We start from the raw sequence: 22,186 nt of genomic DNA, 5'->3' as shown, positions 1-22,186 counted from the left end.
CGTGTCGCTGCGGAAAGATTCTGGATTGCTTCGCTGCGCTCGCAATGACGAGCGTGCGGTTACGGTTTGCCCAGAACGCCCAGCACTTCCCTCGCCGCCCGCTCCCCTGAGTCCCGCGCCCCATGCGCCGTCGAGAAAAAGTTCGGCGACGTCGCTTCTCCCGCAAAGAACAGCCGCCCATCGGTCGGTGCCGCCAGCACGGCGCGGTCACCGGCGTGGCCGGGCAGGGCGTGCGAGTAGGAGCCTCTCGCGAAGGGGTCGTGGGCCCAGCGCGACTCGTAGAGCGGCTTCAGCTTTCGCCTGATGTCGTTGCCGAGGAAGCCTGCGATCTCCTCGATGCTTTGGGCGGCAATGGCGCCGTCGCCCGCGTCTTCCAGTTCGCGTGCAAAGCTGCCGCCGAAAAAGCCTTCGATGCAGGGCTGGCCGAACGGGCGGATATGATAGGTGCCCATGTCAGTGCGCATCGTGGCGCCGCGCAAATTACCTTCCTTCGGGAAGGCTTCGGCATCGTCGAGCGCCAGCGTCACCTTGTCATCGACACCGAGCGGCAGGCCGGCCGCGGCGTCGACCTTGGCGGGGAGAGGTGGCGAGAAGCGGATCGCCTCATTGGCGATCAGATTGGTCGGCACGGTGACGATCACCTTGTCCGCGGTCAGCGTGCCCTGCGATGTCTCGATGCGGATGCGCTGGCCGGAATGATCGATCAGCGTGACGTTGCAGTTCAGCGCCACCAGGCAGGGCGCGCCATAGGCCGCGATCAGCGCGCCGTAGCCGCGGCGGACGCGCCAGTTGAGGTCGCTGTCCTCGTAGGCGTCCCAGTCCAGCGTCGACATGTCCTTCAGTTCGCAGCCGTTAATGTAGGTCGAGATCGCGTCGATCATGGGATTCCAGCGATTGCCGGGCTCCAGGCTGAAGCTCGCGGGGACATCCTGGCCCTTCTGGGCGGTCTCCCACAGCCGCTGATAGAAGGCGTCCATGGCGTGCATGAAATCATCGCGCTCGGCTTTCGGAAACGCGTCGCCATAGGCGCGCTCGCGCCAGGGCGGGAGGTCCTTGTTGACCTCGAAATCGAGCTGCTTTGCAATCGCGACGAAGGAGTTGTTGTCCGCCGAATGCAGCCAACCGCAGCCGACGTCGAAGGTGACTTCGGGCGAGGCCTGCACCGTCCAGGCCCGGCCACCGAGCCGGTTACGCGCCTCGAGCACGATCACGGAGAGGCCGGGGCCTGCCAGCGCATGCGCCGCGCCGAGGCCGGCGGCGCCCGCACCGATGATCGCGACGTCGACGGAGGAGGGGAGGGACATAGCGGTCAATTTCATCGTCATGCCCGGGCTTGTCCCGGGCATCCACGTCATTGACACCAGTATCGAAGACGTGGATGGCCGGGACAAGCCCGGCCATGACGCATTCGTCGTGTGTCCGAGTGGCCTTAAGCCACCGCTTCCTTGGATTTTTCCGCGCGCTTGCGCTCGTTCGGGTCGAGGTGCCGCTTGCGCAGGCGGATCGACTTCGGCGTGATCTCCACCAGCTCGTCGTCCTCGATATAGGCCAGCGCCTTTTCCAGCGTCATGCGGATCGGCGGGGTCAGGCGCACCGCTTCGTCCTTCGACGTGGTTCGGATGTTGGTGAGCTGCTTGCCCTTGAGCACGTTGATCTCGAGGTCGTTGTCGCGGGTATGCTCGCCGACGATCATGCCCTTGTAGACCTTCCAGCCCGGCTCGATCATCATCGGGCCGCGATCTTCCAGCTTGAACATGGCGTAAGCCACCGCTTCGCCCTGGTCGTTGGAGATCAGCACGCCGTTGCGGCGGCCCTGGATCTCGCCCTTGTACGGCGCGTAGCCGTGGAACAGACGGTTCATGATCGCGGTGCCGCGGGTATCGGTGAGCAGCTCGCCCTGGTAGCCGATCAGGCCGCGGGTCGGCGCGTAGAACACCAGCCGCAGACGGTTGCCGCCGGACGGCTTCATCTCGATCAGCTCGGACTTGCGCTCGCTCATCTTCTGCACGACGACACCGGAATGCTCCTCGTCGACGTCGATGACGACTTCCTCGATCGGCTCGAGGGTGGCGCCGGTGGCCTCGTCCTTCTGAAATACGACACGCGGACGCGACACCGAAAGCTCGAAGCCCTCGCGGCGCATGGTCTCGATCAGGATCGCGAGCTGCAATTCGCCACGGCCTGAAACTTCCATTGCGTCCTTGTCGGAGGCTTCGACGACCCGCAGCGCAACGTTGCCCTCGGACTCGCGCAGCAGGCGGTCGCGGATCATGCGGCTGGTGACCTTGTCGCCTTCGGTGCCGGCGAGCGGCGAGTTGTTGACGATGAAGGACATCGACACGGTCGGGGGGTCGATCGGCTGCGCCACCAGCGGGGTGTCGACCGACGGATCGCAGAAGGTGTCGGCGACGGTGCCCTTGGTCAGGCCGGCGATGGCGACGATGTCGCCTGCCTCGGCTTCGTCGAGAGGAGTGCGCTCGATGCCGCGGAAGGCGAGGATCTTGGTGATGCGGCCCTGCTCGATCATCTTGCCGTCGGCGCCCAGCACCTTCACGGCCTGGTTCGGCTTGATCGAGCCTGAGGAAATACGGCCGGTGATGATGCGGCCGAGATAGGGGTTGGCTTCCAGAATGGTGCCGATCATGCGGAACGGGCCTTCCTCGACGGTCGGCGGCGCGACATGGCGCACGATCAGGTCGAACAGCGGCTGCATGCCGGCTTCCTGCGACCCGTCCGGGCTCTCGGCCATCCAGCCTTGCTTGGCCGACCCGTAGAGGATCGGGAAGTCGAGCTGCTCCTCGCTGGCGTCGAGCGCCGCGAACAGGTCGAACACCTCGTTGATGACTTCGGTTGCCCGCGCGTCGGGACGGTCAACCTTGTTGATCACGACGATCGGCTTCAAACCGACCTTGAGCGCCTTGGAGACCACGAATTTGGTCTGCGGCAGCGGCCCCTCGGCGGCGTCGACCAGCACCAGCGCGCCGTCCACCATGTTGAGGATGCGCTCGACCTCGCCGCCGAAATCGGCGTGGCCTGGGGTATCGACGATGTTGATGCGGGTGTCCTTCCACTGCACCGAGGCCGCCTTGGCCAGAATGGTGATGCCGCGCTCGCGCTCCAGATCGTTGGAGTCCATGGCGCGCTCAGTCACCTTCTGGTTCTCGCGATAGGTGCCGGATTGCTGGAGGAGGCGGTCGACCAGGGTCGTCTTGCCGTGGTCGACGTGGGCGATGATGGCGATGTTGCGAAGATTCATGAGTGGGCTTCTTTGCGGTCGGACAATGGGTTAAGCGCGATCTCGCCGGTCAGACCGGGACCTCTTCTCGAAACAACGCTTGAAGACTGGAAACGGGGCGCTTTCCGCCCAAAAGGGAAAGCCCGGCATATCGACCGGGCACCCTACGCGTTGCGGCGCAATATAGGCAAAAACCGCCAAAAAACAATGTGTTCTTTGGCCGTTGGTTGATTGAATTTTGTCCGGGAATTCCCGGGGGTTAGGCGAAAAGCCGGGCTCAGCCGCGCCGGCCCTTGATCGCGGCCCAGATCAGGGCGACCCCGCCCAGCCCCACGACCAGGCCTACGAACACCAGCGGTGCCACGTCGGAACCCATCCGGCCGCCCTCGATCACCGACATTCCGCCGAACAGCAATGCGCAGGCACCGGGTAGCAGCATGAGGATCCCGAAGATCGCCATGATCGCGGTCAGGCAGCCGCCGCGCTTGTTCGGCGGGGCAGGAGGCGGTCCCGGAGGGGCTGGCGGCGGCGTGTCGCTGATGCTCATGCCTGCAGGACTCCTGCGGTTGACTGCGCCGCCAGTTCGGCGCGGATGCCGTCGATCTTTCCGTTTCGGTAGAACAGATTGTAGGTGTCGAACGGGATGATCGCGCCGTTCTCGGTGACGAAATGGATGCAGCTGCGCTTGACGTTGCCGACGCAGAAATTGAAGCGATCGAGAAACTGCACGATGGTGACGCGGAATACGTTCTCGTACGTGATTCCCTGCGGCACCTCGAAGCTCGGCAGGCAGCACAGCAATTCGCAGACGCGCTCGCTCGTGTTCAGCGGTCCCGAGGACAGCGAGAACAGATCGATGAATTTCTCCCTCAGCGCCGGATGCTTCTCCGGGCTTATCGTATTGGGCAACAATGCGACGAGTTGCTCCTGCGGGATCAGCGAGGTCAGCGGCAGCACTTTCTTGCCGTTGCGCAGGCCGTAACCGATCGAGATGCTTTCGGGATTGCAGGGCAGCGGGATCATGTCCTTGTCGCCGAACACGCCGGTTTCGACCACGCGCTTGCGGATCTCCGACAGCATGATGCGATCGGTGTTCTTGTCGAAATTTTCGTTGCGGCCGGCGTCCTGCACCGGCTGCAGCGTGACGCCGCGAACGCACTTCCAGGTCAGCGCGTGGCGGACGATGTCGCCGATCTCGGCATCGTTGACACCGCGCTTGATGGTCGCCACCAGCGTGGTCGATACGCCGTAATGCTCGAGATTCTCCAGCGCCTGCTGACGGATCTTGCGCAAATCCGCGCCGCGCAGATTGATCAAAGCGTCGCGTTCGAGCGAGTCGAACTGGAGATAGACCTCGAGCCCGCGCTTGTTCTCGGCGAGCCGCGCCACGAAATCCTTTTCGCGGGCGATACGCAGGCCGTTGGTGTTGATCATGACATGGCGGATCGGGCGGGCGCGCACCGCATCGAGGATCGCGAAGAAGTCGGGATGCAGCGTCGGCTCGCCGCCGGAGATCTGCACCAAATCAGGCTCGCCCTCGCTCGCGACCAGCGCGTCCAGCATTCGCTCGACCTTGGCCAGCGGCGTGAAGCTGGTCCGCGCCGGCGAGGAATCGGCAAAGCACACCGGGCAGGTCAGATTGCAATGCTCGGTGATCTCGATCAGCGCGAGGCAGGAATGCTGCTCGTGGTCGGGGCACAGGCCGCAATCATAGGGGCAGCCGAATTCGGTATGCCGTTGAAAGGCCAGCGGCCGGTCGCCCGGCTTGATGAAATCCTTGCACAGGCGCCAATAGGCGGCGTCCGTCGACACAAGCGTGGACTGGACGCCATGCTCCTTGCAGCGCTTCTGGTACCAAACCTCGTTGTCGAGGATCTGGATCTTGGCCGGCACCAGCTTCAGGCAGGTCTCGCAGAGAGATTGGGTCTGGCCCCAGAAGATATAGGGGCGCGACTTACGCAACGGCGCGTTCATGCATGGGTCTCGCTTTGGGCGCCCTCGCCAGCATGACGACGGCGTAGAGCAGAATGGACAGGGACAGCAGGTGAAACAGCGTGAAGGGGCCGAGCAGCGTGCCGTAGGGCTTGAGGAATTCCCACAGGAAGCGCTGTGCGCCATAATAGACGAGGACGAGGTAGAAACCATTGGTGATCACAAACGCGCTCCGGTTCAAGACGGCCACCACGTAGAGCAGCGCGAACGCCCCCATCGCGGCGCTTTCGTAGAGCTGCACGGGATGGCGCGGGATGCCGTCGCCGAAATCATGACCCCAGGGCCATGCCGTCGGCGTGCCGTAGGTGAAATCGTCGAGGCCCGCGAAATAGCAGCCGAGCCGGCCGATCGCGATGCCGAGCGCCAGCGGCAGCGCAAAACGGGCGCCGGTTCGGACCGTGATCCCTGCGGACCTTTTGTAGAGCTCGATCGCCGCGATGCCGCCGACCAGCGCTCCTTCCACGGAGCGCGCGATGCCGCTCTGGCCGGACAGCCACAGATTCGCGGAGCCGAACAGATAGGCGCCAAGGCCCGCACCGAACACCAAAGCGGCGAGGTAGGACCGCTCGAAGGATTGCGCCGGAAACCGCAAGCCCTGTCGCGACAGCCAGTAGAGCGCCACGGCCGCAGCCAGCCACGCCGCGATGTCGAAGAGAGTGTGAAGGAAAGCCCCGCTCATGCGGGGACATTAGCCCAGGTTCCCCCGCGGCGGGATAGTGCGGCCGCTTCTTATCCCCCAAGAGGAGCGAGTCAGGCGGCTAGCCGGCCTGCCTCTCCTCGGTCGGATAGACGCCGCGCAGCACCTCCTCGAAGTGCATCTTCACGGCCTCGTTGCACAGGCAGGAGCGCAGGCGCAGGCCCTCGCGGTTGCGGACCAGGATCGATCCGCGTCGCGTGTCGAGCACGCCCTCCGCCTTGAACGACTGGAGCACGCGGCTGGCATAGCTGCGGCCGACGCCGAGCAGTGTCGCGAGCTGCTCGTGCGTCAGAGGCACGCTGCTCTCGTCGCCGGTCCGCTCCATCGCCGCCAGCATCCATTTGGCGGTGCGCTGCTCGATCGAGTGAATGGCGTTGCAGGCGGTGGACTGGAAGATCTGAGCCAGCATGCAGTCGGCGTAGCGAGCGAAGACATGGCGCAACGAGGGCGAGCGCTGCTTGGCAGCCTCCAGCTTGCTGACATGAATTCGCGCAAACGGCCCGCCGAATTTCACGCAGATCCGGGTATAGGCCGGCAGATAACCCTCGCTGACGATGCCGCCCACCGCGCCTTCGCGGCCGACCAGGATGGTCTCGACGTCACGGCCGTCCTCATTGGGAACGAGGAAAGTCGCGAGCGACGGTCCGCAGGGGAAATGGACGACCTGGACGTCGTCGCCGGGATTGTAGAGCAGCTCGCTCGCCCCGGCCGTGTCGACGGTGATGTGCGGTGCGAGCAGCGCGAAGTCGGCCGGGCTCAAGCGCCGCAGCAGATTGTTGGTCGGCCGGCTATCGATCTCGGTGGCGTTGCTGGTCCGCGCGTCCATCCTAAACTCCCATCCGCCTCCACATTAGCGAGTTCCGACGAGGTCCTGTGTGCACAAGTAGACAGACCTAACAACTGTGATGTGGTGGTTTCGTTCCGGGAACCTCCGCGCCGGGTACAGGCGTCGTGACGCGGTATCCCAGTCAGAGAAACCTCATGCTCCAAGTTACGATGATGGCACCCGCCGTTTCCGATGATTCGAACTGTCCCGCCGATGTCCTCATCGTCGAGGACGATCCGATCATCGCGATCGACTTCGAGGATCGCCTGCTCGGATTTGGCGTGAAGAGCGTGCGCACGGTAGGTTCAGTCGCGCAGGCGCTGGCCGCAATCGCGGCGCACGCCCCCGAATTCGCCTTGCTCGACGTCGGTTTGAGTCGCGAGAACAGCTTTGCCGTCGCCGAACGGCTCGCGGCGCTGAAAATTCCCTTTGTGTTCGTCACCGGCTACGGCGCTGACGCGCGCATCCCGCCCGAATTCGCCGGCCAGCCGCGATTGCAGAAGCCGTGTTCGAGCGACGCGCTGGAGGCGGCGCTCCAGGTCCGCGCGGCGAACTAGCGATACGGCGTCAGGCCGGCTTCGGATCGAGCGTGGTCAACCACAGCGCGACGTCGGCGCGGTCGCGCAAGGTCACCGTCATCTGGCCGGAGGCGCCGTCGATCTTGACGTGACCGAAGAACTGCATGCCGGCGGACGGCGGCAGGTTCTGGTTGTCTTTCCCGGGCGCCTTGACGAAACGCACCTCCGGCCCAAACGTATTGTCGAGCGCGTTCGGACCGAATGTGCCCGCGTGAAGCGGCCCCGACACGAACTCCCAGAACGGCTCGAAATCCTGGAATTGCGCCTTGTTCGGATCGTAATAATGCGCGGCGGCGTAATGCACGTCCGCGGTCAGCCATACGGTGTTGCTGATCGGCGCCATCTTGATGAAACGCAGAATGTCGGCGATCTCGAACTCGCGGCCGCGCACCGGGCCGTCGCCCTGCGCAATGGCTTCCGATCCGCCCTTTGCCGTATCTGACACGACGAGGCTGAGCGGCATGTCGGAGGCGATCACCTTCCAGGTCGCGCGAGAATTCAACAGGCCGCGCTTGAGCCAGGCGATCTGGTCCGGGCCGAGGAAATAGCTGGCCGGGCCGTAAACGGTTTCGAGGTTGGGGCCGTTCGGGCCGCGATAGCTGCGCTCGTCGAGCACGAACACGTCGAGATGGGGACCATAGGAGATCTGGCGATAGACGCGGCCGGGCTCGACGATGCTCTCGCGCATCGGATACATCTCGTGGAAGGCACGGCTTGCGCGGGCCGCAAGCAGTGCGATGTCGCGCTCCTTGTAGGTCGCCGGCAGCTCCTTCGACAGCGACCAGTTGTTGGTCACCTCATGGTCGTCCCACTGCACGAAGATCGGCACTTCGGCATTGAAGGCGCGAAGATTGTCGTCGGTGAAATTGTATTTGTGCGCGGCGCGGTACTCGTCCAGCGTCTCGGCGACCTTGGCCTTCTCGGGAATCGTGACGTTCTTCCAGATCTTGCCGTCCACGAGCTTCACCTCGGACTGGATAGGGCCGTCGGCATAGATGGTGTCACCGGAGTGCAGGAAGAAATCCGGACGGTGCTTGCGCATCGCCGAGAAGGTGAACATGCCGCCGTCATCAGGGTTGATGCCCCAGCCTTGTCCTGCGACGTCGCCGCCCCAGACGAAGCTGACGTCGCGACGGTCGGCGGGTGCGGTGCGAAAGCGGCCGGTCACCGGCTCGCCCTCCACCGCGGTGTGCGAAAGATCGCGGAAGCGGACGCGATAAAAAATGTCCTGTCCGCCCGGCAGGTTTTCGATCAGCATCTTCGCGGTGAAGTCGCTCTCGGGCAGCGCCGCGATCGGCGGCAGCGCGCGGGCATCCCTGAACGACTCCGTCGTCGCCACCTCGACCAGCATCTGTGCGGGCCGGTCGGTGCGCGCCCAGACCACGCCGCTGTCGACGGTGACGTCGCCCGACTGCACGCCATGGGTCACCGCCGGCCGGTCGGCCGCGCGGGAGAGATGGGGCATTGCGACCGCGCCGAGCGCGCCGGCACTGGTCGTCAGGAAACGGCGGCGGGAGAATTTGATGTTCATGAAGACGGTCTCGATGTCGCGTGAGGCGATCGCCAGGGCGGTCGCCATGGTGAAGCAGACGCTATATTGAGACAATGTGACGCGGCGATAACGCGCGAGCGCTTACGCGTTGCCAGCGGCCCGGAATTGGGCACCGGCGCGCTGCAGGTTCTGCGGCAGGCTGAACAGCACCGCCTTGCGGTCGGCAACCGCCGCATGGAACTGGTCGAGCGCGATGTTGAAGGCGGTGAGCGCACCTTCCTCGATCGCGCCGTGGTCGTAGCAGCGCAGCGTGTCGCGCAGGATCTCGTCGGCCTCGGTCTGCATCTGATCGAGATCTTCGGTCGTTTCGCTCTTTCGAGCGGCGGTGATCATGTCGAGCAGCCGCTCGCGCAGATGGCTGTTGTTGTCGCGCTCGTCCTTCTTCAAATAGCCCGCAAACCAGGCGCCGATCGAGCCCATGGCCGAGAGCGCCATCAGGGTCCACCAGATGTAATCGCTGTATCTGTCGAGGAAGGTCTTTTCTTCGCCGTCGACGAAAGCGGCGGCGCCGGGATGCACGGGAATCACCGCATCCTTGTCGGTGTCGGGCGTTTCGATCTTCGCCGCCAGCGGGAATTCCGTCACCAATTGCTGGCGTACGGAGAAAAGCTGGCGCGTGAACGCCGCGATGGTGGTTTCGGACACTGCTTTGCGCGCCACGATGTGGTGCGAGAAGCTGATGGTCTTGACCTCGTCATCGGGACGATCGGGCGAGCCGCCGTAAGTGCCCGCGGGAATCTCGGCCGCTTCATAGACCGGATGGTTCTGGGCGATCGCATCCGCGGAATCGATCGCGAGAAAGGTCGGCGTGCCGAAATCCTTGGTGGAAGCGGCGATCGCCTCCGCCGTGATCTTGCTGTTGACGGGACCGGCCGCGAGATAGGCATCAGCCCTCTGCGCCTTGATCGCTTCGACGGCTTCGGTTGCCGGGTATTGCACGATCTCGACCTTGGCGGGATCGACGCCGTATTGCTGCAGGATCACCTTGAGCAAATTGACGTTGGCCTGGGTGCGGCCGACCACGCCGACCCGATGTCCGGCGAGCTGCGCGATCTTGGTGATCTTCGCGCCCTTCTTCTTGCCCTTGCCGGACACGGACCATAGCGCCACGACGTTCTTGCGCAGGGTCGCAACCGCTTGCGCGTTCTTCGGTACGTCGACGTCGCCGCGCACAATGGCAAGATCGGCCTTGCCTTCCGCGAGCAGATTGGCGCTGGCGGTGGCGCCGTCGGTCTGGATCGGGCGCAACCGCACAGAACTCTTATGCTGCGCGAAGGCCTGGGTCAGTGCCTGCACGACCTTGACGTCGTCGCTGTTGGCGGGGCCGACCGCGATCTTTAGCGTCACCGGCCGCATGGCGAAATAGTAGCCCCCGGCGAGCGCGCCGACGATCGCGAGCACCAGCGCGAGAGTCACGAGCGCCGTCTTCCGCGCCGATGATCGCGGCGAGGACGGGGTGGGCGCTTCGGCCAGGTCCAATCCCCCGGTCATCGATCTCCCGAACATTCGCTTGAGGCTCAGTTTCATCTTGGCCGGCGGTTTACGCCTGCAAGTGTAGCAAATTTCTTGTCCGGCAGGGTTACATCTCCGTCATGGTTAGCGGATGGGGTCCAATCCCGTATGAACCCGGGGCGTCAGTGCGGTGTTAGGGTAAAGTTCCCCTGAAAGGACGGAGGCGAGGATGACAGAACGGCTCTCGGCGGAGGCACGCAGGCAGGCGCTGGGCGAACTACCTGGCTGGACCGAGGCTCAAGGACGCGAGGCGATCGGGAAAACCTTTGTCTTCAAGGATTTCAACGAGGCGTTCGGCTTCATGACCCGCGCGGCACTGGTCGCCGAGAAGATGGACCACCACCCCGAATGGCGCAATGTCTACAAGACGGTGGAGGTGGTGCTGTCGACCCATGACGCCGGCGGCGTCACCGCGCTCGACATCGAGCTCGCCAAGGCGATGAACGCCATCGCCAAGCTGACACCAGGCTGACGTCTTGCAGGGGAAGGCCGCGTCCCCATCTTGTGATCAGCACGGGATGCGGCGATCTGCCACCCAGGCTGGAACGGGGAGTTTGTCGAACATGGCTGCCGAACACAGCGTCGGTTTCGAGCCCGCCGACCGGCTCGCGGAAGATCGTGAGAGCGTGCGCCGCCGCTTCTGGCGCAAGCTGAAGCGTGTCGCCGCGCATCTGCCGTTCGCGGAGGATCTGCTCGCCGCCTATTACTGCGCCTTCGACCGACAGACGCCGCGCCATGTCCAGGCCTCGCTGCTCGGGGCGATCGCCTATTTCATCCTGCCGTTTGATTTCGTTCCCGACGTGATGCCGATCCTCGGCTTCACCGATGACGCCGCCGTACTCGCCACCGCGATCCGCATGGTTGCCAGCCACATCACGAACGAGCATCGCGAAGCCGCCCGCGCCGCGCTGAAGCGCGGGGTGGATGAGGTGGAGCCGGAAGCCGCGCAATAGCTGTCGCCGCATACTCCGCTGTCATTCCTCGCGAAGGTGCGGAATCCAGCACGCCGCGGCCTTCCGATTGAACCATAACCGTCTCGGAATGCTGGATCGCGCCTTCGCGGGCGATGACAGCTGTATGTGTGGATGACTGCTCGCTACTTCTTCTCCGCCTGCGCCTGCGCCTGCGCCTGCGCCTTGGCCTGGGCCTTTTCGGCGTCCCACGCCTGGAATTGCTTGAACAGCGTTTCCTTGTCCGCGTCGGACACTTTTGCGGCCGAGGGGCTCTGTCGCAGGAACGCCTCGAAGCGTTGCCGCGTCACTGGTTCGACGCCGTGGCGGTCGAGCCATTGCTGCGCCACCGGCAATCTGTTCCAGCCCGCCAGGGGCGCCGCGAGCGAGACCTCCTTCCACTTGGGATGGAAGGGCGGGTTCTGCAGCGTCGGGAATTTCGTGAAGAACGCGTCCACGTACAGTGCAAGCTTGCGGTAGCGCTCGGTGTTGGGCGCCCAGTTGTAGGCCGCGAGCACGGCCGGCACCGCGATGGTGTCCACGCTCTCGCCCTCCTTGACCAGGTTCGGATAGTCCTTGGCGGTCAGCGTCGCCGGCAGATAGTCGCTCTGGAGGGGCTTTGCATAATCCACGGTCGCAAGGTGGAAGCGGCCGTCATTGCCGAAGGTCGAAACGGACTTGTACGGTTTGCCGCCGACCACGATGACGGCGTCGATCTCGCCGGCCTTCAGTTTCTCCATCGCGATGCGCTGCTCGACATAAACGAATTTCGCCTTGATCCCGAGCCGCTCGAACACGGTGAGCGCGGTGACGAAGGTGCCGCCGTTGGGCAGATCGACGCTTACAGTTTTGCCTTCCAGATCCTTGAGTGTCGCGACCGATTTTGGCGCGATCACCTGCATCTCTTCGTTGTAGAGCTTCGTCACATAGGTGAATTGCTTCTTGATGTCCTTGGCAAAACCTTTGCGCTCGAGATAGTCGAGCGTATCCGCGCGGACGATTCCGAGATCGACGCCTTGCAGGAACAGGATGTCGGCAACGCTCTGCACCGAACCTCGGCCGACGATTGGCAACACACGAATCCTGTTGCCGTCGTCGAGCACGGAGGCGAGGTCGGCGCCGAATTGCACATAGGTGCCGCCGATCGTGCCGGTGATCAACGTCACGGTGTTGGCGTTCAGCGACTGCTTGGTCGAGGTCGAACCGAACTGGAAGATGGCTTTCAGGCTGTCAGAGACCTTGGCCGGATCATATTCGGTCTGCTCCGCGCGTGCCGCGAAAGCATAGATCATCATGATGGCGGCAAGCGCCATTCTCAAAGCGTTACGCATGATATCCCCTAAAGAGTTCTAGTTCTGAAGCTGGGCGAGGCGTTGCCGCGCCTCCGCCGATCCAAGGCCTGCGGCCTTTTGGTACCAGTCGCGCGCGGCGGTCGCGTCGGCAGCAACGCGCCGCGCGTCGCTCGTGCCCAGCACCGCCGGGTCATAGGTTTGCGCGAGCAGAAATGCAGCCGTTGCATCCTGTGCATTGGCGGCCCGTTCGAGCAGCAGGCGCGCCGCGGCAATGTCGCCGACCGCCAACAGACCGTTCGCGCGCGCCATCAGCCCAGCCAGTGTGTCGGCATCGAGCGTCTTAGCGGGCGGTGGGGGCGCAGGCGGCGCCGCGACTGGCCCGGGCGCCTGGGCTTGCAGCGCGGTTTGATAGGCAGTCGCAATCGCTTCGCGGCTCGGAGCTGAGGCTGCGGGGAGATCCTGCGCGTCAGCGCTCGCCAGCCTTGTGTTGCTCAAGCGCGCCGGGTCCTTGTACGCGGTCTGAGGCCTGTCCGGCACGTTGGCCGACGCCATGGCCTGGTCCAGCTCGGCACCCGTCGGGCCGGCAGCGTCGGCGGCGAAGAGATTGCGGAGACTGGGCTGATACAGCGCGGCCGCAACGGCCAGCGTGGATGCGATGAGAACCGCCGCGAGAACACGCGGGACAATTCTGAGCCGGGGACCCAACGCCCGCGCCGTATATTCGCCTGACTCCGGCACACCGAGCGGATCGGACAGGAACAGTGGAATTGGATCTTCCGGTGACAGATCGAGCCGCGCGGCGCGCGCACGGATATAGGACGCGACGGCCGGATGTGATGCAGCTTGATCGGAATCGAACGATCTCGATTCCCTGGACCGGCGGTACGCCGTCGTCTCCATGGTGATGCTCCCCACTACTAACGCAACGCTGGGGCATCCCGGCTTCAGTCTTTTTGTTGTTGTCCAGAAATGCCCCGCAAACTGGAGCCGGTAAATCGCCGTCTGAATCAGCCCAAAAAACGTCGGCGGCTTGCGCGAATCGGGAGATATTTGGGTTTGATTGAGGCGAGGCGGAGGAATGCCCCGCAATTTTGTCGACAATGGTTGACGGGGATTGACCCGGCGGCGGCGCGGACACTGCCTGTCCCGCGCTCGCGGTCATTCCCCGCGAAGGCGGGAAACCAGTACGCCGCGGCTTCTCGATTCAATGACTGACGTCTCGGAGTACTGGTCGCCCGGTCAAGCCGGGCGATGACAGTTGAGCTCGTGGCGAGCGGCCGTACCGACACACGTCGCGCCGCATAGCCTCACGGATGCAGGATCACTTTGCCCATCGCCTGGCGTCCGGCGAGCACCTTGAGCGCATCCGCCGTCTGCGCCAGCGGGAAGACGCGATCGACATGCGAGGAGATCTTTCCTTCCGCTGTCCACTTCACGAGCTTCTCGAGATTGGCGCGGTTCTTTTCCGGGTTGAGTCGGGTCCATGCGCCCCAGAACACGCCGCGGATGTCGCAGCCTTTCAGCAGCGCGAGGTTCAGCGGCATCTTCGGAATGTCGCCGGCGGCGAAGCCGATCACGAGGAAGCGGCCTTCCCAGGCAATCGAGCGCAGGGCCTGCTCGGCATAGGTGCCACCAACCGGATCGAAGATGATGTCGACGCCCTTGCCGCCCGTAAGCTTTCGCAGGCCTTCCTTCAAATCTTCCTTGCCGTAATTGAGCGCGAGTTCTGCGCCGTGCGCCTTCGCGAATTCGAGCTTCTCGTCCGACGAGGCGCAGGCGATCACCTTCAGGCCCATCAGCTTGCCGAGCTCGCACGCGGCAAGTCCGGTGCCGCCGGCGGCGCCGAGCACCGCGAGCGTCTCGCCCGGCTTCGGGCTCGCGCGATCTTCCAGCGCATGCAGCGCGGTGCCGTAGATGATGATGATGCCGGCCGCGCGGTCATAATCGAGATTGTCGGGGATCTTCACGATCGATGCCGCCGGCAGCGCGATCTTTTCGCGCGCGCCGTTGTGGCCGCAGGAGGCGACGACGCGATCGCCGATCTTCAGATCAGTCACGCCGGGACCGATGCTCTCGATCACCCCAGCCACTTCGGCGGCCGGCGAGAACGGGAATGGCGGCTTGATCTGGTACTTGCCTTGAATCATCAGGATGTCGAAGAAGTTCAGCGCCGCAGCCTTGATCGCGATCACGGCTTCGCCGGGACCGGCCACCGGATCCGGCACGTCGGCCAGAACGAGATCGTCGGGCTGGCAATATTGCGAGCAGAGGATGGCTTTCATGGCGGCACCTTCTTGAGAAGTGAAGTACTGGGCGTTTCGAGTGGATTTATAGTTTGCCCGTTTCTGCCGGATTTAGGTGCGGGCGACAATCCGGTTTCTTTGTCAGTTGGAACGCAGGAGCCTATCCTCCCGTCATTGGGAGCGTAGCGAAGCCTATTTCCGCGGTACGGTTTCCCGCTGCGCGCGCAACGACGAAACAAGAAGGATTCAAACCATGTTTGAAACAGGCCTGCTCAAGGACAAGCGCATCCTCGTCACCGGCGGCGGTTCGGGCCTCGGTGCTGCAATGGCGCACCGTTTCCTCGCGCTCGGCGCCGAGCTCGTGATCTGCGGCCGCAAGCTCGATCGGCTCGAGGCGGCGGCGAGCAAGATGCGCGAAGAGACCGGCGGCAAGGTCACCACGATCGCCTGCGATATCCGAGACGGCACCGCCGTCGAGAGCATGATGGACGCGATCTGGCGCGGGGCGCCGCTCGATATTCTCGTCAACAATGCGGCTGCGACTTTCATCGCGCAGAGTGAGCATCTCTCATTCCGCGCCGCGGATGCGATTCTCGCGCCGACCCTGCATGGTGCGATGTATTGCACGCTTGCCGCCGGCAAGCGCTGGATCGACGGCAAGCATGGCGGCGTCGTGCTCTCGATCCTCTCGACCTCGACCATCACCGGTCGCGCCTTCACCGTGCCGTCGGCGATGGCGAAGTCGGCCGTGTTGGCGATGACCAAAAGTCTCGCCGTGGAATGGGGCCCGAAGGGAATCCGCACCGTCGCGATCGCGCCGGGACCGTTCCCGACCGCCGGCGCCTCGGGCCAGCTCCGCCCCGAGGGTCGCGACGAAGGGTGGGCCGCGCGCAACCCGATGGGACGAGCCGGCGAGCACCCCGAGCTTGCCGACCTCGCCAGCTTCCTGGTCTCCGACCGTGCCGGCTACATCAACGGCGATATGGTGGTGATCGACGGTGGCGCGCATTTGCGCAGCTCCGGCGTCGAGGATTTGTTGCGCTGGACCGATGCGCAATGGGCGGAGCAACGCGCGGCGCGATCCAGGGCCTAGTCGCCGCGACCTTCGCTAACTGCCTTCCCAAATTGGACTTTCCCGGCTATCCCTGCCCCGGGGACAATGCGCGACCGGGCCATCTTCCAGTCACAATATTGAGGGAACCACTCCAGCATGTGGCGGGTGCTGATTTTAGCTTTGATGACGGGCGTGGCGGCCTGTGGAATCATCGATTCCGCGCGGGCGCAGACGGCGCAGCCTGCGCCCAAGACTGCACCGAAAGAGGCCGCGCCGAAACCGGCCGCGCCGGCGGCCAATACGACCGGAAAGACGGCTGCAAAGCCCGAGAGCAAGCCGGCGGCCCCGCACGCGGCGGTTGCCGGCGGCGCGGAGCCAACCCTGATCGGTCAGTTCGGCACCTGGGGCGCCTATTCGGCCGCGCCCAACGGCAAAAAGGTCTGCTTCGCGCTGGCCAAGCCGTCGTCGTCGAAGACCAACCCGCCGAATCGGCCGCGCGATCCTGCCTATGCCTTCGTCTCCACCCGCCCGGCGGAGAAGGTCAACAACGAAGTCTCGGTCATGATCGGCTATGCGCTGAAGCCGGGCTCTGAATCCTCGGTCGAGGTGGGCGGCGCCGCTTTCGCCATGTACTCGCAGGGCGACGGTCTCTGGATCAAGAACGCGGCCGAGGAAGAGCGGATGGTCGAGGCCATGCGCAAATCCGCCGATCTCGTGGTCAAGGGCATGTCGTCCAAGGGGACCGAGACCACCGACACCTTTTCGCTGAAGGGCCTTGCCCAGGCGCTCGACAAGATCGCGCAGGATTGCAGGCGTTAAGCCTGCGGTCGATAAGGTCGCAATCGGCCGTTCCGGTTGCTATATAGGGCGCGTTCCAGATTTTCTCCCGTCATTCCGGGGCGATGCGTAGCATCGAACTCGGAATCTCGAGGTTCCGGGTTTAGTCCTTTGGACCATCCCAGAACGACCACCTAAATCAGGCCATTCCATGCAACCGACGACCGAGCCGCACAACGCAACACTGGTGGAGAAGACTCCGCTCGAGACCTATGTGCCGCCGGCGAGGCCCTCGCTGATCGGCCTGTCGCGCACCGAGCTTGCCGATCGCCTCGGCGAGATCGGCGTTGCACCGGCGCAGCGCAAGATGCGCGTGCAGCAGCTGTGGCACTGGATGTATTTCCGTGGCGCCCAGAATTTCGAAGAGATGACGTCGGTCTCGAAGGGCATTCGTGCCGAGCTCGCGCAACATTTCACCGTCGACCGGCCCGAAGTCGTGGCCGAGCAGATCTCCAACGACGGCACCCGCAAATGGCTGCTGCGGCTGCCGAGCGGCGACAATGTCGAGCGGGCGCATGAAGTCGAGTGCGTCTACATCCCCGAAACCGATCGCGGCACGTTGTGTGTGTCCTCCCAGGTCGGCTGCACGCTGAACTGCTCGTTCTGCCACACCGGCACGCAGCGCCTGGTGCGCAATCTCACCGCCGGGGAGATCGTCGGACAGGTGATGGTGGCGCGCGATCGTCTGAATGATTGGGCCGATCGCGAAGACGGTACGCGCCGCGTCACCAACATCGTGATGATGGGCATGGGCGAGCCGCTCTACAATTTCGACGCGGTGCGCGACGCGCTGCTGATCGTCGGCGACAACGAAGGCATCGGCATCTCCCGCCGCCGCATCACGCTGTCGACCTCGGGTGTGGTCCCGAATATCGTGCGCGCGGGCGAGGAGATTGGAGTGATGCTCGCGATCTCGCTGCATGCGGTGCGCGACGAGCTGCGTAACGAGCTGGTGCCGCTCAACCGCAAATATCCGATCAAGGAATTGCTGCAGGCCTGCCGCGACTATCCCGGCGCCTCGAACGCGCGCCGCATCACCTTCGAATATGTGATGCTCAAGGGCGTCAACGATTCGCTCGACGATGCCAAGCTGCTGGTGAAGATGCTCAAGGGCATTCACGCCAAGATCAATCTGATCCCGTTCAACCCCTGGCCCGGCACCGCCTATGAGTGCTCGGACTGGGACCAGATCGAAAAATTCTCCGAATACGTCTTCAACGCCGGCTATTCCTCGCCGGTGCGCACTCCGCGCGGCCGCGACATCCTCGCCGCCTGCGGCCAGCTCAAGTCGGAGACGGAAAAGCTCTCGGCCCGTGAACGCCAGACGCTGCGGGCCATGGCGATGACGGATTGATATTGATGATGGCGACGCTCTCAACGCCCGTCATGGCCGGGCTTGACGATTGTGGATGTGGCGACGCCGTCAGTCACCAATTCGTTCCCATCATGTCCCTGATCGGCCGCCTCGTCGTCATCTTCATCGGCTTCCTCGCCGCCTGTTTCGTCGGCGGCATGATCGTTGTCGTCGCGCTGTTGTTTCCGGAGTTCGCCGATCTCGGCGCCGGTCCCGTCGATCAGGGCACGATCGATATCCTGCTCGGGTTCGGCTTCATCTTCGTCTCGGGCTTTGCGCTGGTGCCGGCGGCGGTGATCGTGGCGATCACCGAGGCGCTCTACATCCGCAGCGCGCTCGCCTATGCCGTGGGCGGAGGCGTCGTGGGGCTCGCCTGCTATCTCGGCCTGGTCCCGTTTCATTCCGACACGCTGCAATTCGAAGGCATTGTGCGGCGGCATCTGGAGATCATGACCGGCGCGGGCATCGTCGCCGGCGTCGTCTACTGGCTGATCGCCGGCCGCAATGCCGGCGCTTGGCGCAATCCGCCGCCTGCGCGCCAGCCGCCTCCGCCGCTGCCGTCGAATTCGCGGCCGGATGCGCGGTGACTTTCTGACTTGTCACGGGGTTTTCATCCCTTTCCCACTGGGCTAAACCGCGCGCCATGAACCGGACTGGACTCTTCATCGCCCTGGCGCTGTGGCTCGTGATCGGCGTCGTTTTCGGCCTCTATCCCGAGCTTGATCTCAAGCTCGCCGCGCTGTTCTTCGACCCTGAGACGAAAACGTTTCCGCTCAAGCTGAACGGTTGGGCCGGCTTCGCGCGCGACGCCGCGATGTGGGTCGCCTGGGCGTTCGTGCTGCCTGCGCTGATCGCGCTCGTGGTCAAGATGGTCCGGCCCGACCGCCCGCTGATGGTATCCGGTCGCGCGATCGTCTTCCTGCTGGTCACGATCATCATGTCGGCCGGCATCCTCACCAATCTCGCCTTCAAGTCCTATTGGGGCCGGCCGCGCCCGGTGGTGGTGACGCAGTTCGCCGGCGACCAGCAATTCGTGCCGTGGTGGGATCCGCGCGGGGGCTGCGCGCGCAACTGCTCGTTCTTCTCGGGCGAGGGCGCGACCGCGTTCTGGACGCTGGCGCCGGCCGCACTGGCACCGCCGGCGTGGCGACCGCTCGCTTATGCCGGAGCCGTGGTGTTCGGCCTCGTGACCAGCGGGCTGCGGATGGCCTTTGGCGGCCATTTCTTCACCGACGTGTCGATCGCCGGCCTCGTCACCTTCGTCGTGATCTGGTTTGCCTACGCGCTGATTTACCGCTGGCCGCGGACCCGGTTTTCCGACGAGGCGGTCGATGCCGCCCTGACTCGGCTGAACATGCCCGCTTACCGGCTCCGCCAGCGCCTGTTCGGACGCAAGACGGGTGCCGAGCCGTCAGTTTGAGCCATTAAAGGGGTGCCGAGCCCCGCGAAATTTGATATTCGCGCGGTCAACCCGTGAAACGACATCAGCCCTTCGAGACCGATTGGAAGCCCCATGACCACGATCCTGAAAAGCCTGCCCAAGGGGGAGAAAGTCGGCATCGCTTTTTCGGGCGGCCTCGATACCAGCGCGGCGCTGCTCTGGATGAAGCAGAAGGGCGCGCGCTGCTACGCCTATACCGCCAATCTCGGCCAGCCGGATGAGGCCGATTACAACGAGATCCCGCGCAAGGCGATGGAGTTCGGCGCGGAGAAAGCGCTGCTGGTCGATTGCCGCACGCAGCTCGTCCACGAAGGCATCGCCGCGATCCAGTCCGGCGCCTTTCATATCTCGACCGGCGGCATCACCTATTTCAACACCACGCCGCTCGGGCGCGCCGTCACCGGCACGATGCTGGTCGCGGCGATGAAGGAGGACGGCGTCAACATCTGGGGCGACGGCTCGACCTTCAAGGGCAACGACATCGAGCGCTTCTATCGCTACGGCCTCCTGACCAATCCGGGCCTGCGCATCTACAAGCCCTGGCTCGACCAGCAGTTCATTGACGAGCTCGGCGGCCGCGCCGAGATGTCGGCGTTCATGACGGCGCAGGGCTTTGCCTACAAGATGAGCGCCGAGAAGGCGTATTCGACCGACAGCAATCTGCTCGGCGCGACGCACGAGGCCAAGGATCTTGAAAGTCTCGACAGCGGCATCAAGATCGTCAACCCGATCATGGGCGTGCCGTTCTGGCGTGACGACTGCAACGTCAAGGCCGAGAAGGTTGTGGTGCGTTTCGAGGAAGGCCAGCCGGTCGCGCTGAACGGCCAGACCTTCAGCGATGCCGTCGCGCTGTTCCTCGAAGCCAACGCGATCGGCGGCCGCCACGGCCTCGGCATGAGCGACCAGATCGAGAACCGCATCATCGAGGCCAAGAGCCGCGGCATCTATGAAGCGCCCGGTATGGCGCTGCTGCACATCGCCTATGAGCGCCTCGTCACCGGCATCCACAACGAAGACACCATCGAGCAGTACCGCATCAGCGGCATGCGCCTCGGACGCCTGCTCTACCAGGGCCGCTGGTTCGATTCGCAGGCCCTGATGTTGCGCGAGACCGCGCAGCGCTGGGTCGCGCGCGCCGTCACCGGCGAGGTCTCGCTCGAGCTGCGCCGTGGCAACGACTACTCGATGCTCAACACCGAAAGCCCGAACCTCACCTATGCGCCGGAGCGGCTCAGCATGGAGAAGGTCGAGGACGCGGCGTTCACGCCGGCCGATCGCATCGGTCAGCTCACCATGCGCAACCTCGACATCAACGATACCCGCGCCAAGCTGAAGCTCTACAGCGACACGGGCCTGCTCTCGGGCAGCGAAGGCTCGCAGATCTTCCGGCTGGAGAGCGACAAGAGCTGACACGCTCCATCCGGGCTACGAAACAAAACAAAAAATGGCCGGGATTGCTCCCGGCCATTTTGCATTTGTGTGTCGCCTCAGCGCGGCGGCGCGGTGCCGGGCGGGGGCGGCGGCAGCGAGGCCTGGCCGCCGTTGAGCAACGGCGTGATGTTGCGGACGGTGACGCGCCGGTTGATCGCGCTCGGTCCTTGCGTCTGCTCCTTCAGGTACTGTTCGCCATAGCCTTGCGACGTCAGGTTTTCAGACGGCACACCGAATTGCTGGGTCAGCAATTCGGCCGCGGACTGCGCACGACGGTCCGACAATGACAAATTGTCGACGTCGTTGCCGACGGCGTCGGTGTGACCTTCGATCAGGAACACCACGCGCGGGTTGGCCTGGATCGCACGGTTGAGACCGTCGGCGATCGACTGCAGCTTCGCCGCCTGGTCCGGTGGGATGGTCCACGATCCGGTCTCGAAGTTGATCGTGTTGAGGTCGATGCTCGGCATTTGCATGCGAACATTCGGGCTGTAGCGGATCTCGTCGAGCGTGTAGCGACGGTTGATCCGCTGCACCGGCGGCGCCACCATCGTCTCGTAGATCACGTCCGGCGAGGCCTCCTGGGCGTCGACGATATAGCGATCGTAGGGCATGTTGACGACGGGCGGCGGCGCGTCGACATAGAAACCGCCGACCGACTGCGGATCGCGGTAGCTGTTGTCGATGATGACGAGCTCGCGCCCGGCCGGGTCCCTGCGGATTCGCCGCAGCAGCCGACCGTCCTGACCTACAACGGTAATGATCTCGCTGCCGTCGGGACGGATCACCACGGTGCGGGTATCGGCGCCGACAGTTTCGGTGCGGATGTCGCGGGCGCCATAGCGGAAGCGATAGAGATCGTTGCCGCGGACGTAGGTCTGCCCACCCGGATCGCGGATGATGATGCGGTCCGGCTCGGTGTAGACGGTGCGGCCGCCTTCGACCGACTCGCGGCGCTGGTTGCGGTAGTCGGCGATGGTCGCGCCGATCACGGCACCGGCGACGACACCTGCACCGATCGCGAGCGGCGTCAGGTCACGCTGCGGCGGACGCGGCGGTGGCGGCAGGGGCGTGGTCGTCGTGGGCGCGGCGCGGAACGCCGGCGCAACCGTGGGCGCCGCGTATTGCGCCCTGTTGGGCGGCGGGGTCGCAGCCGCCGAGCCCGGCACGGTGTACACATGAACGGCCCCAC

At 64.4% G+C, this 22,186-nt stretch carries 21 protein-coding genes; 9 read left to right on the top strand and 12 right to left on the bottom strand.

What is annotated here, in order from left to right; translation table 11 throughout:
• Positions 1 to 59: 59 nt before the first annotated feature.
• From AC0L23_RS32215 to AC0L23_RS32190, 6 genes are all read right to left on the bottom strand, one after another.
• The gene (locus AC0L23_RS32215) at positions 60 to 1,304 is read right to left on the bottom strand and encodes a flavin monoamine oxidase family protein (RefSeq protein WP_085384729.1); all 1,245 of its coding nucleotides are present in this window, start codon (positions 1,302 to 1,304) and stop codon (positions 60 to 62) included.
• Between the two features lie 125 nt (positions 1,305 to 1,429).
• Complete coding sequence (typA, locus tag AC0L23_RS32210) at positions 1,430 to 3,256, bottom strand: translational GTPase TypA (RefSeq protein WP_085348520.1); 1,827 nt, start codon at positions 3,254 to 3,256, stop codon at positions 1,430 to 1,432.
• 256 nt (positions 3,257 to 3,512) lie between these two features.
• Positions 3,513 to 3,782 (bottom strand): hypothetical protein, encoded by a 270-nt coding sequence (locus AC0L23_RS32205; RefSeq protein ID WP_018459752.1) that lies wholly within the window; start codon positions 3,780 to 3,782, stop codon positions 3,513 to 3,515.
• Positions 3,779 to 5,209 carry a radical SAM protein gene (locus AC0L23_RS32200; protein ID WP_085359641.1) on the bottom strand — a complete coding sequence of 477 codons (1,431 nt, stop codon included), beginning with the start codon at positions 5,207 to 5,209 and terminating at the stop codon, positions 3,779 to 3,781. The genes AC0L23_RS32205 and AC0L23_RS32200 overlap by 4 nt, the downstream gene beginning before the upstream one ends.
• Positions 5,190 to 5,906 (bottom strand): prolipoprotein diacylglyceryl transferase, encoded by a 717-nt coding sequence (locus AC0L23_RS32195; RefSeq protein WP_085348518.1) that lies wholly within the window; start codon positions 5,904 to 5,906, stop codon positions 5,190 to 5,192. The genes AC0L23_RS32200 and AC0L23_RS32195 overlap by 20 nt, the downstream gene beginning before the upstream one ends.
• A 79-nt stretch (positions 5,907 to 5,985) precedes the next feature.
• Positions 5,986 to 6,750: a Crp/Fnr family transcriptional regulator gene (locus AC0L23_RS32190; RefSeq protein WP_085348517.1), complete on the bottom strand. Its 765-nt coding sequence runs from the start codon at positions 6,748 to 6,750 to the stop codon at positions 5,986 to 5,988.
• A gap of 155 nt (positions 6,751 to 6,905) precedes the next feature.
• Between AC0L23_RS32190 and AC0L23_RS32185 the strand changes: the two genes are divergently transcribed.
• Complete coding sequence (locus AC0L23_RS32185) at positions 6,906 to 7,307, top strand: response regulator (RefSeq protein WP_085359643.1); 402 nt, start codon at positions 6,906 to 6,908, stop codon at positions 7,305 to 7,307.
• Positions 7,308 to 7,317: 10 nt separating this feature from the next.
• On the opposite strand, the gene AC0L23_RS32180 is transcribed toward AC0L23_RS32185, so the two are convergent.
• Both AC0L23_RS32180 and AC0L23_RS32175 read right to left on the bottom strand, forming a co-directional pair.
• Positions 7,318 to 8,859, bottom strand: a complete 1,542-nt coding sequence (locus tag AC0L23_RS32180; protein ID WP_085359677.1) for an alkaline phosphatase D family protein — start codon at positions 8,857 to 8,859, stop codon at positions 7,318 to 7,320.
• A 102-nt stretch (positions 8,860 to 8,961) separates the two neighbouring features.
• Positions 8,962 to 10,407 carry a TAXI family TRAP transporter solute-binding subunit gene (locus tag AC0L23_RS32175; protein WP_085359645.1) on the bottom strand — a complete coding sequence of 482 codons (1,446 nt, stop codon included), beginning with the start codon at positions 10,405 to 10,407 and terminating at the stop codon, positions 8,962 to 8,964.
• A gap of 154 nt (positions 10,408 to 10,561) precedes the next feature.
• Between AC0L23_RS32175 and AC0L23_RS32170 the strand changes: the two genes are divergently transcribed.
• Together AC0L23_RS32170 and AC0L23_RS32165 are read left to right on the top strand one after the other, a co-directional pair.
• Positions 10,562 to 10,864: a 4a-hydroxytetrahydrobiopterin dehydratase gene (locus AC0L23_RS32170; protein WP_018459759.1), complete on the top strand. Its 303-nt coding sequence runs from the start codon at positions 10,562 to 10,564 to the stop codon at positions 10,862 to 10,864.
• A 91-nt stretch (positions 10,865 to 10,955) separates the two neighbouring features.
• Positions 10,956 to 11,345 (top strand): YkvA family protein, encoded by a 390-nt coding sequence (locus AC0L23_RS32165; RefSeq protein WP_018459760.1) that lies wholly within the window; start codon positions 10,956 to 10,958, stop codon positions 11,343 to 11,345.
• 143 nt (positions 11,346 to 11,488) lie between these two features.
• Here AC0L23_RS32165 and AC0L23_RS32160 read toward each other — a convergent pair whose 3' ends face one another.
• The 3 genes from AC0L23_RS32160 to AC0L23_RS32150 all read right to left on the bottom strand — a co-directional run bounded on the left by AC0L23_RS32160 (position 11,489) and on the right by AC0L23_RS32150 (position 14,916).
• The gene (locus tag AC0L23_RS32160; RefSeq protein ID WP_085384728.1) at positions 11,489 to 12,673 is read right to left on the bottom strand and encodes a TAXI family TRAP transporter solute-binding subunit; all 1,185 of its coding nucleotides are present in this window, start codon (positions 12,671 to 12,673) and stop codon (positions 11,489 to 11,491) included.
• Positions 12,674 to 12,691: 18 nt separating this feature from the next.
• Positions 12,692 to 13,534 carry a hypothetical protein gene (locus tag AC0L23_RS32155; RefSeq protein WP_085359649.1) on the bottom strand — a complete coding sequence of 281 codons (843 nt, stop codon included), beginning with the start codon at positions 13,532 to 13,534 and terminating at the stop codon, positions 12,692 to 12,694.
• A 407-nt stretch (positions 13,535 to 13,941) separates the two neighbouring features.
• A complete protein-coding gene (locus tag AC0L23_RS32150; RefSeq protein ID WP_018459762.1) occupies positions 13,942 to 14,916 on the bottom strand; it encodes an NADPH:quinone oxidoreductase family protein in 975 nt (324 codons plus the stop codon).
• Between the two features lie 214 nt (positions 14,917 to 15,130).
• Here AC0L23_RS32150 and AC0L23_RS32145 point away from each other — a divergent pair, with 214 nt between their 5' ends.
• From AC0L23_RS32145 to argG, 6 genes are all read left to right on the top strand, one after another.
• Entirely contained in the window at positions 15,131 to 15,970 is an 840-nt protein-coding gene (locus tag AC0L23_RS32145; RefSeq protein ID WP_085359651.1) for an SDR family oxidoreductase, read from the top strand.
• Positions 15,971 to 16,087: 117 nt separating this feature from the next.
• Positions 16,088 to 16,750 carry an invasion associated locus B family protein gene (locus tag AC0L23_RS32140; RefSeq protein ID WP_018459765.1) on the top strand — a complete coding sequence of 221 codons (663 nt, stop codon included), beginning with the start codon at positions 16,088 to 16,090 and terminating at the stop codon, positions 16,748 to 16,750.
• 169 nt (positions 16,751 to 16,919) lie between these two features.
• Entirely contained in the window at positions 16,920 to 18,122 is a 1,203-nt protein-coding gene (gene rlmN, locus AC0L23_RS32135) for a dual-specificity RNA methyltransferase RlmN (RefSeq protein WP_018459766.1), read from the top strand.
• A gap of 92 nt (positions 18,123 to 18,214) precedes the next feature.
• Positions 18,215 to 18,709 (top strand): hypothetical protein, encoded by a 495-nt coding sequence (locus AC0L23_RS32130; protein WP_018459767.1) that lies wholly within the window; start codon positions 18,215 to 18,217, stop codon positions 18,707 to 18,709.
• A gap of 56 nt (positions 18,710 to 18,765) precedes the next feature.
• Positions 18,766 to 19,542 carry a phosphatase PAP2 family protein gene (locus tag AC0L23_RS32125; RefSeq protein WP_018459768.1) on the top strand — a complete coding sequence of 259 codons (777 nt, stop codon included), beginning with the start codon at positions 18,766 to 18,768 and terminating at the stop codon, positions 19,540 to 19,542.
• A gap of 93 nt (positions 19,543 to 19,635) precedes the next feature.
• Positions 19,636 to 20,973, top strand: a complete 1,338-nt coding sequence (gene argG / locus AC0L23_RS32120) for an argininosuccinate synthase (protein ID WP_085359652.1) — start codon at positions 19,636 to 19,638, stop codon at positions 20,971 to 20,973.
• Between the two features lie 77 nt (positions 20,974 to 21,050).
• Here the strand turns inward: argG and AC0L23_RS32115 are convergent, their stop codons facing one another.
• On the bottom strand, positions 21,051 to 21,986 hold the full coding sequence (locus AC0L23_RS32115; RefSeq protein WP_198957628.1) for an OmpA family protein: 936 nt from the start codon (positions 21,984 to 21,986) through the stop codon (positions 21,051 to 21,053).
• Positions 21,987 to 22,186: the final 200 nt, after the last annotated feature.

It is taken from the genome of Bradyrhizobium sp. MI1.4 (genome assembly GCF_055811315.1).
This window is presented reverse-complemented; position numbering and strand designations above follow the sequence as displayed.

Bases quoted from the DNA above. Each gene is read 5' to 3' on its own strand.
- AC0L23_RS32125 (WP_018459768.1), top strand. From the start codon at position 18,766: ATGAACCGGACTGGACTCTTCATCGCCCTGGCGCTGTGGCTCGTGATC.
- AC0L23_RS32190 (WP_085348517.1), bottom strand. From the start codon at position 6,750: ATGGACGCGCGGACCAGCAACGCCACCGAGATCGATAGCCGGCCGACC.
- AC0L23_RS32155 (WP_085359649.1), bottom strand. From the start codon at position 13,534: ATGGAGACGACGGCGTACCGCCGGTCCAGGGAATCGAGATCGTTCGAT.
- AC0L23_RS32205 (WP_018459752.1), bottom strand. From the start codon at position 3,782: ATGAGCATCAGCGACACGCCGCCGCCAGCCCCTCCGGGACCGCCTCCT.
- typA (WP_085348520.1), bottom strand. From the start codon at position 3,256: ATGAATCTTCGCAACATCGCCATCATCGCCCACGTCGACCACGGCAAG.
- AC0L23_RS32145 (WP_085359651.1), top strand. From the start codon at position 15,131: ATGTTTGAAACAGGCCTGCTCAAGGACAAGCGCATCCTCGTCACCGGC.
- AC0L23_RS32195 (WP_085348518.1), bottom strand. From the start codon at position 5,906: ATGAGCGGGGCTTTCCTTCACACTCTCTTCGACATCGCGGCGTGGCTG.
- AC0L23_RS32160 (WP_085384728.1), bottom strand. From the start codon at position 12,673: ATGCGTAACGCTTTGAGAATGGCGCTTGCCGCCATCATGATGATCTAT.
- AC0L23_RS32215 (WP_085384729.1), bottom strand. From the start codon at position 1,304: ATGTCCCTCCCCTCCTCCGTCGACGTCGCGATCATCGGTGCGGGCGCC.
- AC0L23_RS32175 (WP_085359645.1), bottom strand. From the start codon at position 10,407: ATGAAACTGAGCCTCAAGCGAATGTTCGGGAGATCGATGACCGGGGGA.
- AC0L23_RS32185 (WP_085359643.1), top strand. From the start codon at position 6,906: ATGCTCCAAGTTACGATGATGGCACCCGCCGTTTCCGATGATTCGAAC.
- rlmN (WP_018459766.1), top strand. From the start codon at position 16,920: ATGCAACCGACGACCGAGCCGCACAACGCAACACTGGTGGAGAAGACT.
- AC0L23_RS32170 (WP_018459759.1), top strand. From the start codon at position 10,562: ATGACAGAACGGCTCTCGGCGGAGGCACGCAGGCAGGCGCTGGGCGAA.
- AC0L23_RS32165 (WP_018459760.1), top strand. From the start codon at position 10,956: ATGGCTGCCGAACACAGCGTCGGTTTCGAGCCCGCCGACCGGCTCGCG.
- AC0L23_RS32130 (WP_018459767.1), top strand. From the start codon at position 18,215: ATGTCCCTGATCGGCCGCCTCGTCGTCATCTTCATCGGCTTCCTCGCC.
- argG (WP_085359652.1), top strand. From the start codon at position 19,636: ATGACCACGATCCTGAAAAGCCTGCCCAAGGGGGAGAAAGTCGGCATC.
- AC0L23_RS32140 (WP_018459765.1), top strand. From the start codon at position 16,088: ATGTGGCGGGTGCTGATTTTAGCTTTGATGACGGGCGTGGCGGCCTGT.
- AC0L23_RS32200 (WP_085359641.1), bottom strand. From the start codon at position 5,209: ATGAACGCGCCGTTGCGTAAGTCGCGCCCCTATATCTTCTGGGGCCAG.
- AC0L23_RS32150 (WP_018459762.1), bottom strand. From the start codon at position 14,916: ATGAAAGCCATCCTCTGCTCGCAATATTGCCAGCCCGACGATCTCGTT.
- AC0L23_RS32180 (WP_085359677.1), bottom strand. From the start codon at position 8,859: ATGAACATCAAATTCTCCCGCCGCCGTTTCCTGACGACCAGTGCCGGC.